11 protein-coding genes, 1 tRNA gene and 1 riboswitch are annotated in these 15,044 nt (G+C 60.5%); of the genes, 5 read left to right on the top strand and 7 right to left on the bottom strand.

Features of this window, described 5'->3' with window-relative positions; all coding sequences use genetic code 11:
- Window positions 1–26: 26 nt before the first annotated feature.
- The 3 genes from VGL22_RS13005 to VGL22_RS12995 all read right to left on the bottom strand — a co-directional run bounded on the left by VGL22_RS13005 (window position 27) and on the right by VGL22_RS12995 (window position 3,635).
- Window positions 27–103: transfer RNA gene (locus VGL22_RS13005), tRNA-Arg, on the bottom strand.
- Window positions 104–213: 110 nt separating this feature from the next.
- Window positions 214–1,857 carry a glucose-6-phosphate isomerase gene (gene pgi, locus VGL22_RS13000; RefSeq protein WP_465267359.1) on the bottom strand — a complete coding sequence of 548 codons (1,644 nt, stop codon included), beginning with the start codon at window positions 1,855–1,857 and terminating at the stop codon, window positions 214–216.
- A gap of 170 nt (window positions 1,858–2,027) precedes the next feature.
- Window positions 2,028–3,635: a glycerol-3-phosphate dehydrogenase/oxidase gene (locus VGL22_RS12995; RefSeq protein WP_465267358.1), complete on the bottom strand. Its 1,608-nt coding sequence runs from the start codon at window positions 3,633–3,635 to the stop codon at window positions 2,028–2,030.
- A gap of 170 nt (window positions 3,636–3,805) precedes the next feature.
- Here VGL22_RS12995 and VGL22_RS12990 point away from each other — a divergent pair, with 170 nt between their 5' ends.
- Window positions 3,806–4,657 (top strand): hypothetical protein, encoded by an 852-nt coding sequence (locus VGL22_RS12990; RefSeq protein WP_465267357.1) that lies wholly within the window; start codon window positions 3,806–3,808, stop codon window positions 4,655–4,657.
- A 63-nt stretch (window positions 4,658–4,720) separates the two neighbouring features.
- On the opposite strand, the gene VGL22_RS12985 is transcribed toward VGL22_RS12990, so the two are convergent.
- Genes VGL22_RS12985 through VGL22_RS12970 form a run of 4 tightly spaced genes read right to left on the bottom strand, consistent with a single transcriptional unit; the run spans window position 4,721 to window position 8,891 of the window.
- Entirely contained in the window at window positions 4,721–6,130 is a 1,410-nt protein-coding gene (locus VGL22_RS12985) for a cytochrome ubiquinol oxidase subunit I (RefSeq protein WP_465267356.1), read from the bottom strand.
- Between the two features lie 10 nt (window positions 6,131–6,140).
- Window positions 6,141–7,229 carry a cytochrome b gene (locus VGL22_RS12980; RefSeq protein WP_465267355.1) on the bottom strand — a complete coding sequence of 363 codons (1,089 nt, stop codon included), beginning with the start codon at window positions 7,227–7,229 and terminating at the stop codon, window positions 6,141–6,143.
- A 58-nt stretch (window positions 7,230–7,287) separates the two neighbouring features.
- Window positions 7,288–7,779: a QcrA and Rieske domain-containing protein gene (locus VGL22_RS12975; RefSeq protein ID WP_465267354.1), complete on the bottom strand. Its 492-nt coding sequence runs from the start codon at window positions 7,777–7,779 to the stop codon at window positions 7,288–7,290.
- On the bottom strand, window positions 7,779–8,891 hold the full coding sequence (locus VGL22_RS12970; RefSeq protein ID WP_465267353.1) for a hypothetical protein: 1,113 nt from the start codon (window positions 8,889–8,891) through the stop codon (window positions 7,779–7,781). Before VGL22_RS12970 ends, VGL22_RS12975 begins: the two co-directional genes overlap by 1 nt.
- 251 nt (window positions 8,892–9,142) lie before the next feature.
- Between VGL22_RS12970 and VGL22_RS12965 the strand changes: the two genes are divergently transcribed.
- The 4 genes from VGL22_RS12965 to VGL22_RS12950 all read left to right on the top strand — a co-directional run bounded on the left by VGL22_RS12965 (window position 9,143) and on the right by VGL22_RS12950 (window position 15,007).
- Window positions 9,143–9,673, top strand: a complete 531-nt coding sequence (locus VGL22_RS12965) for an RrF2 family transcriptional regulator (RefSeq protein ID WP_465267352.1) — start codon at window positions 9,143–9,145, stop codon at window positions 9,671–9,673.
- 90 nt (window positions 9,674–9,763) lie between these two features.
- Window positions 9,764–10,372 (top strand): hypothetical protein, encoded by a 609-nt coding sequence (locus tag VGL22_RS12960; protein ID WP_465267351.1) that lies wholly within the window; start codon window positions 9,764–9,766, stop codon window positions 10,370–10,372.
- Window positions 10,373–10,477: 105 nt separating this feature from the next.
- Window positions 10,478–12,343, top strand: a complete 1,866-nt coding sequence (locus VGL22_RS12955) for a CRTAC1 family protein (protein WP_465267350.1) — start codon at window positions 10,478–10,480, stop codon at window positions 12,341–12,343.
- A gap of 107 nt (window positions 12,344–12,450) precedes the next feature.
- A riboswitch (TPP riboswitch) is annotated at window positions 12,451–12,545 on the top strand.
- A gap of 56 nt (window positions 12,546–12,601) precedes the next feature.
- Window positions 12,602–15,007, top strand: coding sequence for a TonB-dependent siderophore receptor (locus tag VGL22_RS12950; protein WP_465267349.1), 2,406 nt, complete (start codon window positions 12,602–12,604; stop codon window positions 15,005–15,007).
- The last annotated feature ends 37 nt before the right edge of the window (window positions 15,008–15,044 follow it).

Raw genomic sequence — 15,044 nt, 5'->3', positions numbered from 1 at the left:
ATGGAGTGAGGGATCTTGGGAAAACCTGGTGCGCCCGGAGAGATTCGAACTCCCGACCTAATGCTCCGGAGGCATTCGCTCTATCCAGCTGAGCTACGGGCGCACTGTTTCAAGGATACCTCAAAATTAAAGCCCGGCGGAAAGCGGGTTCCTGATCAGCCGTTTCTCCGCCGGGATCGCGCAGCAATCCACAAATCCAGGCCTGCACGCGCGCTAAGCTTTGGTCTGCCGGTAGCGGCGGATGAGGTTGTTGGTTGAGCTGTCGTGGCGGAGCTCCGGCTCTTTCTGGTCCTCGAGCTCGGGGATGATGCGTTGTGCGAGCTGCTTGCCGAGTTCCACGCCCCACTGGTCGAACGAGTTGATGTTCCAGATCACGCCCTGGGTGAAGACGGCGTGCTCGTAGAGCGCCACCAGCTTGCCCACGATGTCGGGTGTGAGCTCGTCTGCCAGGATCATATTCGAGGGCCGATTGCCTTCAAAGACGCGGTGCGGAACCAGCGAGTCGGGCGTGCCTTCCGCCTTGACCTGCTCCGCGGTTTTGCCGAAGGCCAGAGCTTCCGCCTGGGCTAAGACGTTGGCGATGAGGATGTCGTGGTGGCTGCCCAGGGGATTCAGCGATTTGTTGAAGGCGATGAAGTCGCAGGGGATCAGGCGCGTGCCCTGGTGGATGAGCTGATAAAACGAGTGCTGTCCGTTGGTGCCCGGCTCGCCCCAGTAGATAGGGCTGGTGGCGTAGTCCACGTGCTGGCCATTGAGCGTGATGTATTTGCCGTTGCTCTCCATGGTGAGCTGCTGCAGGTAGGCCGGGAAGCGCTTGAGGTATTGCTCATACGGCAGGACCGCGATGGTTTCGGCGCCAAAGAAGTCGGTGTACCAGAGGGAGAGGAGAGCCAGCAGCACCGGCAGATTCTTCTCATATGCGGTGGTGCGGAAGTGCTCGTCCATGGCGTGGAAGCCATCGAGCAGGGTGCGGAAGTTCTCCGGGCCGATGGCCAGCATGGTCGAGAGCCCGATTGCCGAATCCATGGAGTAGCGGCCGCCGACCCAGTCCCAGAAGCCAAACATGTTGGCCGTATCGATCCCGAACTTCGAGACCTCTTTGGCGTTGGTCGAGACGGCGACGAAGTGCTTCGCGATGGCCGCTTCGTCTTTGAGAGAAGCCAGCAGCCACTGACGCGCGGAGTGCGCGTTGGTCATGGTTTCAAGCGTGGTGAAGGTCTTGGATGAAACGACGAACAGTGTCTCCTCACCATCGAGATCGACGACGGCCTCGGCAAAGTCGGTGCTATCCACGTTCGAAACAAATCGGAACGTCATATCCCGCTGTGAGTAATGGCGCAGTGCCTCATAGGCCATGACCGGACCCAGGTCCGATCCGCCGATGCCGATGTTCACCACGTTGCGGATGCGCTTGCCGGTGTGGCCCTTCCAGGCGCCGCTGCGCACGCGGTTAGCGAACTCCGTCATGCGGTCGAGCACCTCGTGCACCTTCAAAACCACGTTTTCGCCGTCGACCTCGATCACGGCCCCACGCGGCGCGCGCAAGGCAACGTGCAGCACGGCGCGGTTCTCAGTGATGTTGATCTTCTGCCCCGTGAACATGGCCTCCGTTCGCTGTTTCAGGCCCGACTCCTCCGCGAGCTGCACCAGCAGCCGCAGGGTCTCATCCGTGACGCGGTTTTTCGAGTAGTCGAGAAACAGGCCGGCAGCCTCGGCGGTGAATCGCTCGCCACGGCCGGCGTCGTCAGCGAAGAGCTGGCGCAGGTGCGTGTCGCGAATGTGCTGATAGTGCTCCCCAAGCGCCTGCCATGCCTTTCGGCTGGTCAACGATTTGGTGTCTGCCGCAGCTGTTGCCATGTCGTTCTCCTTTTCAACTCTGCTTGAGGGATTCACTCGCCTGCTCACGCGGTAGCAGGCGGGATGCAGGAATTCGATGCCGTCGCACGCTCTCCCGCTGTCAGGTACCGCGCGGTTTGCAGCAGGAGGATCGCGAGGCGATTCATGGTCTATTCACGCGAGCAGCTGAATCAGGATGCCTTCCCGCGTGTAGCACCATTGTACTGGGCTGCCAGTGCGCGAAATGTGGCGACCTCCTGGTCGGCCCAGGCCTGATCGCGCCCTATTTCCCGGGCCAGGAGCCGCGCCGCCACGGGGGCCATGCGCTCTGTCGCGCGTGCGTTCAGCAGCAGGGCGCGGGTGCGGCGTGATAACGCGTCGTCCAGGGTGCGCGCCATCTCGTGGCGCGCCGCCCACACAATCTGCGCGCCGATGCAGGGTAGTTCAGGATCGAGCGCAGCGGCCAGCTCAGCATCCGTCTCCGCGATCTCGCGGATCAGCGAAGCATCGGAGCCATAGACCGCCAGGGGATCTTCGGGGCGAGCCAGCCCCGCACCTTCCACCGTGCGCGGTTCGTACCCGTGAATGCGGAGGCTGCGGGTTACGCACGGCGCTTCATCGAGCGGCCCGAGCGTGATGGCCTGATCCACGACGTCTTCCGCCATGTGCCGATAGGTGGTCCATTTGCCGCCGACGATGGTCAGCAGGCCAGTGGCATCGATGTGAATGGTGTGATCGCGCGAGAGGGCAGAGGTCTTCGAGGTGTCCGATCCCGCCGCTTTGACCAGGGGCCGGATGCCCACGAATACGCTGAGAATGTCTTCGCGCTGCGGCGGCCGGCTGAGGTACTGCCCAGCGGTATCGAGCACGAATTGAATTTCGTGCTCGAACGGCCCGGGCTCATAGGAGGGGCCGTCGATGGCCGTGTCGGTGGTGCCGACCAGGGTGTGTCCATGCCACGGGATCGCGAACAGCACACGGCCATCCGCGGTGTGCGGAACCATGATGGCGGTTTCGCCGGAGAGAAAGGAGCGATCGAAGACAAGATGGATGCCCTGGCTGGGCGCGAGCATGGCTTGGGCGTCCGTGTCGGCCATGCGGCGGATTTCGTCCGTGAAGATGCCGGTTGCGTTGATGACGACCTTCGCCTCCGCGATAAAGCGCTGGCCCGATTCACGATCGACCCCGACCACCCCGTTTACAAATCCGTCAGCATCCCGCGTCAGTTCGACCACGGGCGCATAGTTGACGACGGTGGCGCCGTGTTCGGCAGCGGTCGTGATGAGGGCGATGAGGAGGCGGGCGTCATCGAATTGGCCATCGTGATAGACGACGCCGCCGCGAAGGCCATCCTGACGGATGTTGGGGAGGCGCTCGAGGGTTTCGCCGAGCGACAAGATGCGGGATTTACCGAAACCATATTTCCCGGCCAGCAGGTCATAGATCTTGAGGCCGATTCCGTAGAAGGGCGTTTCCCACCAGGAGTAATTCGGCACGATGAAAGGCAGGTCATGGACCAGGTGGGGCGCGTTTTCAAACAGGATGCCGCGCTCTTTGAGGGCTTCCATGACGAGGGAGATGTTGCCCTGCTCGAGATAGCGCACCCCGCCGTGGACCAGCTTTGTGCTGCGGCTGGAGGTGCCCTTGCCGAAGTCCTCGCGCTCCAGCAGCAGCACGGAGTAACCGCGGCTGGCGGCGTCCACTGCGATGCCCGCGCCGGTTGCGCCGCCGCCGATCACGATGATGTCCCACTGGCCCTGGTGCTCCCGCATGCGAGCCAGCATGGATTCACGACGCATGAACCGACCTCATGAATGCGGATCCGAAAGGACGCGCAGAAGTATGAGTGTTGCAAGGGAAGAATACGCCCGTTCGGGTGGGGAGGGTTAAGCGAGAATGCGATGGGGCAGACATGCTTCCATATAGACTGAAGAGGCGCGGACATCGTGCTGCGCGTGGATAGGAGCGAATGCACTTTCATCTTCCTTTTTCAATGGTGGACGCCCTGTGGACGGTCACCTTTGCGGCGCACCTGGTTCTGCTGGTCGTCCTGCTGGGGCGGGACCGCGCAAGGCGTTTTCCGGTGTTTACCGCAAGCATAGTGGTTGTTGCGTTCCGGCTTCTGACGAGCAAGCTGCTGTTCGGGCGCCTGCCGCAGATGACGATGCTCGAACTGGTCATCATCACGGCAGTGATCAGCGTGGTCTTGGGCCTGCTGATTCTGCTGGAACTGGCGCGCAAAGCATTCGGGCGCGTGCCTCGAGCGATGTGGGTTACGGGCGCGCTCATCGTGATGGCGATTGGCGCCGTGGTACTCAAGTTTTGGGGCGCTTGGCCGGCCTGGGGCCAGGTGAAGCAGGGAAGCACATTCCAGATCCTTCAACTGCTTGCGCAGAAGGGGAACCTGCTGTTGGATGTTGAGAACGTGCTGGTCGGCCTGCTCATTGTGGTGTTTGGCTCGCGCTGGGGAGCGGGGTGGCGGAGCCATACGCAGCGCATCATTGTTGGGCTTTCGACAGCCTCAATGGCGCAGCTTGCGATTCAGGGCACCTGGGAAGCGATTGCAAAGCATGCGGCTCCCAAGTCGATGGACGAGTACAACCATGTCATCGCCTTGCGTGAGCGGTTGTTCAATGCCAACAGCTTCATCTTTGTCGCCGTGCTGGTGTGGTGGATTGTGACGTTGTGGATGGATGAGCCCGGAATCATGAACGCCGCGACGGAGGAAAAGGCGACGCTTGAAAGCGAAGGCGGGCCTGCCGCACTGGAATCCGGAGCGACAGAAGACCCGGAATCTCCGCAGGCGATAGAGACAGAGTAGTGGCCCTGTCAAACGCTGCGGCGCCTGCAATCATTGCAGGCGCCGCAGCATTTTTGGTTGTTTTCACTTTTTTGCGAGTAGCGGCTTTTGCGGTCCAGAAGCCGGAGTGTTGACGTGTGCATTGAGGTAGTTGGCCAAGTCGTCCATGTCCTGCCTGGTGCCAACCATAGGCGGCATGAAGCGGTGGTAAGGCGAGTCGGGCTTGTCTTCGTGCAGCATCTGGATGAAGTTGCGAATGCCGGCGTAGTCGCGCGCAGCCATCAGGGTGCGCATAGAGCGATATCCGTCCATGGTGTGACACGAACCGCATTCTCCGCGGAAGATAGCTTCACCGCGCGAGTAGCTTGAGGGCTGCGCGGTCGCGTCGCCATCCCAGGTCCACATGGAGCGGGCGAGATAGCCCTGGGCATTGAACCGCGGCACGTAGGGCACGCGCGTTCCATTGGAATACATCCAGCGGCCAATCACGAAAGGCTTGCGCAGCATCTCGCGCGCATATTCACCAGCGCCGGTCACGATCAGCGCCAGCAGCAGAATGCTGAGAGCATGGGCAAGGTTGAAGTCGACGGGATTGCGGTAGGCGAGGTAATAGGCCACCCCCACGATGGTGGCCGAGGTGACGATGATGATCAGAGCGATACGGGTGACGGTGGAGAAGGTTCCACCGGCGATGGTGTCGATACCCAGAGTGAGCAAGGCGCGCTGCGTTCCGGGGACCATGAAGAGGTACCACATCAGCAGGAATGGGGTGGCGACGAATGAGGGGACCAGCCACTTGACGCTCCACTGGACCATTCCAGATTTCAGCGCGGGCTGCTTGTCGCCGTCGATGCGGCTGGAGGTGATGAGCGCCCAGATGCCGGCCAACGATGTGCAGACGCCGGTCCGCAGAAACAGGCTGGGCCAGTAGGTGGGATTGAAGAAGGCGTTCCAGAATTTGCCGGCTTCGTGGCCCGTTCCGGCGACCCCGATCCAGGTGTCCCCGGGGGTCAGCATGAAAGTGAGGATGCCGTTGATGATGACGAGGGTGGCGATGGAGGCAATGGAGTAAACCCAGCCCACGGTCAGGTGCAGTTTGGGATCGACGCGATTCCAGGTGTAGTAGTAGACCGCGATCGTGGTGAGCTCGATCATGAAGAAGACCCACTCCATGGCCCAGCCGAAGACAAAGTTGTGAATCAGCGTACTGGTGGCCTCGGGGTGGGTGAGGCCGATGGCAAACCAGATACCCACGCCGGATACGGTGCCGAATACGCCGGTGAGAACCAGGAAGAACTTGGAGTGGCTGACGAGTTGCGACTGCCAGGCGTTGGCAACTGCCGGATCCTTCATGCGCAGGGCCTTGCGTTCCGCCATCGGCAGGTACAGTCCTCCGCCCACCGCAAATTGGGAGATCATGACGTGGAAGATGGCGATCATGCCGATCACCCACCCCGAACCGATGTGTGGAATGTCCCAGAACGGATAGTTCATTCTTGCCTCTTTATTGAATGGTCCAGTAGCCGATGGCGGTGGTAGCGAGCAGGAGCACTACGGCAACAATCCCGAAGTAGTGTGCGGTGCGCGCGCGCTGGCCGGAGTCCTTGCGGGCGTCGTAGAAGGGGATGAGGACCCAGAGCGCGATGCCCAGCGTGAAGAGCAGCAAACCCGCGATCTCGCCCGCTTCGCCGGGCAGCAGAGTGCCGAGAACTTTGAGCATCTGAAAGGGGCTCATGAAGTACCACTCGGGATGAATTCCGAGCGGCGCCGGTGACAGCCCGTCATATTGCTTGCCGAGGGACCACGGGAACACAGAGGCGAGCAGGGCGAGCACATTGAGGGAGATGAGCCACATGGCCAAGTCCTTGCGCAGGAAGGCCGGCAGGAAGGGGATGGTTTTGCGGTCGCTGGGATGCTTCAACTCTTCGCTGGGAGGGAGGGCGTTGCCGTGCTTCTGGACCAGCCACAGGTGAAATCCCAGGAGCGGCAGGAAGAGCGCGGGAAGCACGACTACGTGCAGTGCGAAAAAGCGCTGCACGGTGAATTCGCTCACGTCGGGTCCGCCGCGGAGAATGTTGGCGATGGCGGGTCCGATGAACGGGACCGCCGCTGGAATCTGCAGGCCGACCTTGGTTGCGAAGTAGCTGAGCTCATCCATGGGGAGCAGGTATCCGGAGAACCCGAACACCGTAGCCAGAGCGAGGAGCGCCATGCCGCTGAACCAGCCGAATTCGCGAGGCTTGCGATAGGCCTTCATGAAGAACACGGAAAACATGTGCACCATGATGGCAAAGATCATGAGATTGGCTGACCACGAATGCGCCGAGCGAATGAGCCAGCCGAAGTGCATGACAAACGTGATCTGGCGGACGGATTCAAAGGCGTCGGCACCGGGCCGGTAATACACCAGCAGGAGCACGCCGGTGAAGCACTGCACCAGGAATAGGAAGAGGGAGATACCTCCCCAGTAGTACCAGAAGGAATGGCGATGCGCTGGCACGGTCTTGTGGCGGGCGAACGCAGCCACGTCAGATAGGCCCAGACGCTCATCCACCCAGCCGTACAGCGAATTCGCGATGGTTTTGGAAGTCATGCGGCAATCCTTGGAAGAGGGAACGGTGAAGCAGCGAATGGGCGAAACCGCGAATAACTCAGGCGCGGGAGACGAGCACGCCGCTGTCGTTGACGGCCACCTTGAAGAGCTTGAGAGGCTTGGGCGGAGGGCCGCTGACGTTAGCGCCGGTGCGTGGATCGTAGACGCCGCCATGGCAGGCGCAGTGAATGCGATTCATCTGCGGCTCGTACTGTACGGTGCAGCCCAGATGGGTGCACACGGCAGTGAGGGCCACCCAGGTGCCGTCGAGGTGGTGGATCAGCATGGCCGGGGCGGTGCCGAATTTGAACATCAGCACGGAACCCGAGGCGAGCTTCTGGGCGTCTTTCAGCGTGACCTCAGTGATGGCGGTGGCGCTGGAGGCCATTTCCATGGGAGAAGCGAGGTAGCGATATACGGGATAGCCGAGCGCGCCGACGTAGCAGAGGCCGGCCGCGCCTGCCGCGACGAGGAAGCCGCGGCGCGTAGCCTTTTCTCCCGGAGTCTCGGGCGGCGTCTTCAGAGGTTCAAGGACAATATGACTGCTCATTACGCAGCTCCTTCCATAGGCTTTTGCGCGCGCGCAACCACCGAGATAAGCCAGCCAACGACGCCCAGTGCGGCGACGAAGAGGACGAGGAAGAGGCCAACGACACTCCAGTTGGTAACGACGGCGCGATCCCATACGTCGTAGCCTTTGCTGAGCAGGGTCAGATCGCGGACGGCGTCGCGGTAGACGGTGAATGTGATTTCGATTAGGAGGGCAAGGAGCGCGCCTGTCCAGGCGAGCCAGCCGGCGGCGATCCTGCCGAATCCGGCGATGGTGGCAACAATCACCCCGCTAACAACCAGAGCGATCCACCCGTATCCGGCGAATCCGCCGAATTCGTAGAGCGCGTGTGAGGTAAGCCCGAACTTCACGGCTGCGGGCTGAACGCTTGCGGCCCAGAATCCAGCGCCGAGATAGACGAGCCCGAAGACAGCGGCGATCTTTCCGCCCACGCCGGCGAGGAAGCGCCGCTCCTCCTCTCTAAAGGTGCTGCGCGCCGAGAGGTAGACCATCCAAAGGCCGCCGATGAAGAGGCCACCGGCGAGCATCAGGAGCCAGCGCGGTTCGGTGGTGGGGTCCCCGGTGGGGAGGAAAATGCCCGCGGCGGAGGACGAGTACATGGAGCGCCAGACCTCCGGACGGAGCATGAGGGTCATATTGGTTGAGAGCAGGCGCGCGATGAAGCCGGCCAGGATCCAGGCGCTCAGGCCGAGCGGCCATCCAGCCCGGCCTGCTTCGAGGCGGCTGGTGAACTGGTAAAGCAGCCAATAGGTGAGCATCAGCAGAAAAACGATGGCGATCCAATAGGTGCCGATGAGGATGCTGCTGGTGTAAAGAGCGCGGCCGTACAGCACCTGGGCAAAGAGCAGCGGCGGAACGCCGAGATTGATGACATAGGTCATCACCACGGTGAGCCGGCGGGAAAGGGCGCGAGCCGCTACCGCAGCAGGGCTGCAACTCCGGAACAGGCTGAGGATAACGGCCAGTAGCAGACCGCCCAACAGCATCTCGACCGCTACGAAGTGCAGTGAGAGCGTGACGATGTGGAGGAGCTTGAACAGCCAGACAGGGGCCGGCAGAGGGATGGGATCAACAGCGGGAAACGACTGCATCTGAGTTCCTTTCACTCAGTGAATTCGTGTGCGCGGTGTAGAGGTGTGTCCACGCGGCGGTAGAGCGTAGTGGGATCGGGTTCGGCGAGTTAGTGGACTGGCCTTGTCCGATTCAAATGCGAGTTCAACTTATATCGGCCAGGCGCAGAGCTGCTGTGATGGCGCGCACGTACTGCTGTGATTTGTCGGAATACACTCAAGGCCTGAAATGCGAAATCCCGGTGTCGGGCAAGCCGACGACAGGTGGAACCATGAACGATGCAAATTCATCGATGCAACTGACGCGTGCTGCGGACTACGCAGTTCGAGTGATGATTCACCTGGTGGGCCGGGCGGGAGAGGGCCGCGTATCGCTGCCGACCGTGGCGGCGGCCACGGGGGCACCCGAGAGCTTTCTCTCGAAAGTGTTGCAGGCGTTGACGCGGGCGGGGTTGCTGGTGTCACAGCGGGGGCAGTCGGGCGGGTTTGAAGTGTCGCCGCACGGGCTGAAGGCGTCGATGCGGGATGTTATTGAGGCGGTGGATGGCCCCATTCACCTGAATGTTTGTCTGACGTCCGGCAACGCATGTGCCCGTCAGGACTGGTGCCCGGCGCATCCGGTGTGGGTGCGAGCGCAGGAGGCGATGCTGGCGGTACTTGAGGCGGCACGCATCGAGGAGCTGGCGTTCGGTGAGGAGAAGCGGAAGGCATCTTCGAGGAGCGGATTCGGGTTGGCGGGTGGCATCGCGGTAGTTCCGGCGGGACATGCTTGCTGCAGATGCGGTGAAGTCGAGACTCGCTGATGCCGCCGCCGTGACGATTTCGGATCGGAATCAAGCGCAACTGATCTGTGCGCGCATCCAAACCCGTTGGAGGGATTTACCCGGATGCACATGCGCAAATTACTCGCCTTAGCACTGACCGGTGCTGTCGTGGTTGGGGCAGGATGCAAGAAGAACACGGTTGACAAGGATGCGTTCAAGTCTGCCCTGAACAAGTATGTGGGAGCAAAACAGGAGTGCTTGTGGACGTCGCCTGTCAAACTTCCAGTGCAGGCGGATGCGTCTGACGACGACCAGACCAAGGGCTTTGACGCGTTGACCGATGCAGAGCTGCTGACGCGGAAGGCAGTGGAGAAGAAACGATTCCTGATCGGGTCAAAGCAGGCTAACGACTACGATTTGTCAGACCAGGGCAGGGCGGCGTGGACGGCTGATCCTTCGCAGCCGGGATATGGGAACTTCTGTTATGGGCATCCGGAGGTCACGTCGGTGGACGGGTATTCGCCCGACGTGGACAATGCGACGCAATATGCGGTGAACTACCACTACCAGGTGGCGAGCCTCCCACCATGGGCGAGTTCAGCGGAGATGAAAGCTGCTTTTCCCAAGCTTAACTCGGCATCGGCTCCGCAGGCGGGCTCGGCTACCCTGGTGCGAAGCAACGATGGATGGCTGGTTCAGAATGCGCCCCCGGGGGCAGCGGCGGGCGGCACGCAGTAGAGCAGGCGGGCAGTTTGCAAAAGGGCGGGTCGTTGGGTCAGGTGGCCCGCTCTGATCGTTCTTTCGGTCGATACCGGCCTCCACCCCGCCCCGTATACTTCGTCCATGTTCACGGTTACCCAGAGAGCCGCAATATGGGCAATTTTTGTGTCGTTTCCCGCGTTGGTTTTTGCCCAAGCCGCCGGTCCGGGGACACTTCCCCCCGAACAGCAGAGCGTAAAGAACGCCGAGGGTACGCAATCGGCCGCCAAGAGCGGGCAGGAGACGGGCTCGCCTCATCCTGTTCAACTGGATGCGCAGCATCGTCCGATCACAGCCGGCGGGTTTGTGAAGTCGGGTCCGCAGGTGTTTGAAGACGCCTCAGAGAAGGCCGGACTAAACAAATGGACCCACAAGATGGGAACGCCGGCGAAGGACTATATTGTCGAGGCAAAGGGGTCCGGTGTGGCTCTGCTGGATTTCGACAATGACGGGTGGATGGATATCTACCTTGTGAATGGCTCGACCTTCAACGCGCTGGACGGCAAAGAGACGCCGCCGCATGCCGCTCTGTTTCGCAACAATCACGACGGGACTTTTACGAATGTGGCCGCGAAGGCGGGTGTGACCAACGATCGTTGGGGATTCGGCGTGGCGGTGGGGGATTACGACAACGATGGCTGGCCGGACCTCTACGTGTCAAATTGGGGCAAGAATCGTCTGTACCACAACAATCATGATGGGACGTTTACGGATGTGGCGGACAAGGCGGGCGTGGCGCTTGATGATGCCGCGGCCTGGCATACGGGTGTGACGTGGGGCGACTACGACGGAGACGGGCGGCTCGATCTTTTTGTAGCGGGCTACCTGCACTATGACCGGAAACACATGCCCACCGCTGGAGACGCAGATGCTCCCAACGCATTCTGCACGTTCCGTGGCGAAAAGGTGAGCTGTGGACCGCGTGGGCTGAAAGGTGAGGGCGATCACCTGTTCCACAACAATGGCGATGGGACATTCACCGATGTGAGCGAGAAAGCCGGGGTTGAGGACAAGCCGGGCTACTACGGGCTGGGGGCGGTCTTTGTGGATATAAACAATGACGGCAAACCGGACTTGCTGGTGGGGGATGACTCGACGCCAAACTACCTCTATCTGAACAAGGGCAACGGTACTTTCGAAGATGTGAGCTACGCCTCAGGATTTGCTTTGAATCAGGCGGGGCGCGAGACGGCATCTATGGGAATTGCGGTTGGAGATTATGAGAACACCGGCCTTCTGGATGTATTTGATACCACTTTCTCAGACGACTATAAGCCGCTGTATCACAACGAAGGCGACGCGAATCTTACGGACGTCAGTTACCAGATGGGTCTGGGAGAAGGAACTGTACCCTTTTTGAGCTGGGGTGACGCTTTCTTCGATTACGACAACGATGGCTGGAAAGACCTGATGATGGCGGATGGTCATGTGTATCCCCAGGCTGACAAGTACAGCTGGGGAACAACCTGGGCGCAGCGGCCGATGTTGTTCCACAACTCTGAGGGGAAGAAGTTCGAGACGGTTGCGGCGGTGGAGGGGTCGGCACTGACCGACGTGATTGCGGGGCGCGGCATGGCCGTGGGCGACCTGTTCAACGACGGGAAAATTGACGCCGTGATCAACGTGATGGATGCGCACCCGGTGCTAATGCGCAACGTGGATGCGAACACCAACCACTGGATTGAGGTCAGGCTGGTAGGCGGTGCAAAGAGTCCGCGCGATGCCGTGGGTGCGACGGTGTATGTGACAACGAAAGGAATGAAACAGCGGGGCGATGTAATCAGCGGGGGGAGCTATCTCTCGAGCAACGATCAGCGCGTACATTTCGGCCTGGGCGATGCGACGGCGGTGGATGGGGTTGAAGTTCACTGGCCGAGTGGCAGGGGGGAGCAGTTCGCTGTTCCGGGAGTGGATCGCATTGTGACCCTGACAGAAGGCACGGGCAAGTAGGTTCAGATCCAGGTCCTTCAGGGGCCGAGAGGGGTTATGCTCTCGCGGCCCTGTTCCTTTGCGGCAAAGCGCAGTTGCTATTTGTTTTCGGGAGTGTTTCAATGAGGTTATTGAAACAGGGGTGCTCCGAGTGGCGGGGCTGAGAAATACCCTCGAACCCGATCCGGATAATACCGGCGTGGGAAGTTTCCGAAGGTCTTCTTCAAGAACTCTGCAGTACGGGCTCTCTTGTTTCAGTGGTTAAGACAAGAGGATCCCATGCCCGCTCCGACTGCGCTCTCCCTCACATCTGAATCGCGAGTACTACACTGCGTAATTCCGCACCGCCTGTTGATCATGGGTGTGATGTGGGTATGGGTTGTTGCGATTGCGCATGGTCAGAGCAGTCCTGCGGCTTCCACCCCGTCGACTGGAACCCAGCAGAACGTGCAACCGAAGGTGCCGCCCGTAACAACCACTGTGGTGGTTCATGACAGCGTTAAAGACGAGTATCTCCCCGACGCGGCGAGCACGGGCACGCTCGATGGCGCGCGCCTCGCGGAGACGCCGCTTTCCATGTCGGTGGTGACGCGGGAATTACTGAGTGATCAGGCGGCACGTACGCTGGCGGATGTGGTGAAGAACGATGCGTCCGTGGGCGAGGATTATGCCCCGGTGGGTTATTACGGCGACTTCCAGATCCGCGGGTTTCCGATCGACCTCGCCACGGGATTGCAGATCAATGGAATGACTATCGCAGGCGAGCAGGATGTGCCGCTCGAAAACAAAGAGCGGGTGGAGATCCTTAAGGGCGTGGACGGCTTGACGAGTGGGGTGGCTTCCGGCGGTGGGGTTATTGGATATGTGACGAAGCGGCCGGCGCTGGTGAAGGCTATGGATCTGGCGACGGACCATCGCGGAAGCGCTTTTGGCGATGTTGATTTCGGACAACTGTTTGGAGAACAAAAGCAGGTTGGCGCGCGAGTGAACCTGGCGGGTGAGAGGATCCAGAGCTATGTGAATGGCGCCGACGGGTGGCGCGCGATGGGCGCGGGGTCAGCGGACTGGAAGATGAGCGCGAAGGCGGCCCTTAGGACGGACTTCGAGTACCAGCACAAGGTGGAAAGGTCTGTCTCGGGATATCAATTGCTGGGCGGGACCACGGTTCCGGATATGGACCGGATGTATCCGTCGACGATGCTGGGGTTTCAGTCATGGGCTAAGCCGAACACGTTCGACGTGTACAACACAGGCGTTCGTTTCGACTATGATCTGACGCCGAACTGGCATACGTTCGGTGCGGGAAGCTTGAGCCACTCGCTCATTGATGACAACGTTGTTTATGCGTATGGAGCTTCCTATGATGAAGAAGGCAAGGTGAGCTGCGCGGGAGCGCCCGACGCGCCCTATTACTTCTTCTGCCCTGACGGGACGTACGGTATTTATGACTATCGCAATCCTGGTGAGTTACGCATTGATGCACAGGCGCAGGCGGTGTTGACGGGCGAACTGCATACGGGTGCGGTCAGGCACCAGTTGGCCGCCGGCGTAGAGGTGTTCCGCCGCAGCGTGCAGATGCCGGGTTACTTTTCCGCTGACACTCCGGCATCTGCTGATGGCGTTGTACAGAATGGGGCAGTGTATACCTACATCGGACAGGAGAATATCTATGAGCCAATCGAGCCGTTCCACTGGGCTACCAATGGCAAAGGGATCACCCAGCAGGCCGGCCCGCGACGGCTGTGGGAGGATCATCATCAGTCAGCGTTGATGATCGCGGACCGCATGCATCTGCCGGGGGGTGTCGAGCTAGTGGCGGGTGGAAGGGAAGCGTGGCTGCGGGATCATAACTACTCGCTAAGTGCCACCGCCCCTGGCACTGCGCCCACGAACACCGACAAGCCTGTGTGGCTGCCTCACTATGCGATCACGTTCTCGCCGGCGAGTAGCTTAATGCTGTACGTGAACTATGGGACGATGCTGTCGCTGGGACCGCAGGCACCATGGTGGGTGGATAACTCGAGTCAGTTCCTGGATCCTTACTTTACCCGGCAGGTGGAGGCGGGCGTTAAATATGAACCGGGACGGCGAGTTCTGCTGAGCGGAGCGTACTTCCATATGAGGGCGCCATTCTTCTATCCGAAGGTGATTCAGGCGCCGGATGAATTCTGCCCGACAGAAGAGTTTTACGGGACAGGCGATCTATGCTTCGAGTCTGAAGGTCATGAGACGCATCATGGCGGGGAGTTCAATGCGCAGGGTAAGGTGACGAACTGGCTCAAGTTGACGGCATCGGTGGCAGCGATTCACGCGGTTTCAGAAGATACGGGTACACCGGCATACGATCAGAAACAGGTGATTAATGTTCCGCGTGTGCGGACCGCTCTGTTCGCGGACATAGCTGTTTCGCATGCGCGCGGACTGTATCTTATGCCTGGCTGGGGATACAGTGCGCGCAAAGAAGCAACCAGAGATGATGCGCTGAGTGTCCCCGGCTATAACTTGTTCAATATTGGCGCACGGTATACGCCCGGCGGAGAACAGGGGCACATGACTTTGCGGTTGTATGCAGACAATGTCACGGACAAGCGGTACTGGAAGGACACGGGCGCGAGCCTCGGCGACACATTTATCCACCTGGGCGCGCCGACGACGGTGCGGTTGTCGGCCCACTATACCTTCTGAGGGGGAGAGCTAGTTGAGCACTGGAACGAAGGCGCAC

Source organism: Occallatibacter sp., from assembly GCF_036502485.1.
Classification (GTDB): Bacteria; Acidobacteriota; Terriglobia; order Terriglobales; family Acidobacteriaceae; genus Telmatobacter.
This window is presented reverse-complemented; position numbering and strand designations above follow the sequence as displayed.

What these genes read in the sequence shown, in the direction of transcription:
- pgi (WP_465267359.1), bottom strand. Translation starts at nt 1,857, where the DNA reads ATGGCAACAGCTGCGGCAGACACCAAATCGTTGACCAGCCGAAAGGCA.
- VGL22_RS12970 (WP_465267353.1), bottom strand. Translation starts at nt 8,891, where the DNA reads ATGCAGTCGTTTCCCGCTGTTGATCCCATCCCTCTGCCGGCCCCTGTC.
- VGL22_RS12995 (WP_465267358.1), bottom strand. Translation starts at nt 3,635, where the DNA reads ATGCGTCGTGAATCCATGCTGGCTCGCATGCGGGAGCACCAGGGCCAG.
- VGL22_RS12950 (WP_465267349.1), top strand. Translation starts at nt 12,602, where the DNA reads ATGCCCGCTCCGACTGCGCTCTCCCTCACATCTGAATCGCGAGTACTA.
- VGL22_RS12965 (WP_465267352.1), top strand. Translation starts at nt 9,143, where the DNA reads ATGAACGATGCAAATTCATCGATGCAACTGACGCGTGCTGCGGACTAC.
- VGL22_RS12955 (WP_465267350.1), top strand. Translation starts at nt 10,478, where the DNA reads ATGTTCACGGTTACCCAGAGAGCCGCAATATGGGCAATTTTTGTGTCG.
- VGL22_RS12985 (WP_465267356.1), bottom strand. Translation starts at nt 6,130, where the DNA reads ATGAACTATCCGTTCTGGGACATTCCACACATCGGTTCGGGGTGGGTG.
- VGL22_RS12975 (WP_465267354.1), bottom strand. Translation starts at nt 7,779, where the DNA reads ATGAGCAGTCATATTGTCCTTGAACCTCTGAAGACGCCGCCCGAGACT.
- VGL22_RS12980 (WP_465267355.1), bottom strand. Translation starts at nt 7,229, where the DNA reads ATGACTTCCAAAACCATCGCGAATTCGCTGTACGGCTGGGTGGATGAG.
- VGL22_RS12960 (WP_465267351.1), top strand. Translation starts at nt 9,764, where the DNA reads ATGCGCAAATTACTCGCCTTAGCACTGACCGGTGCTGTCGTGGTTGGG.
- VGL22_RS12990 (WP_465267357.1), top strand. Translation starts at nt 3,806, where the DNA reads ATGCACTTTCATCTTCCTTTTTCAATGGTGGACGCCCTGTGGACGGTC.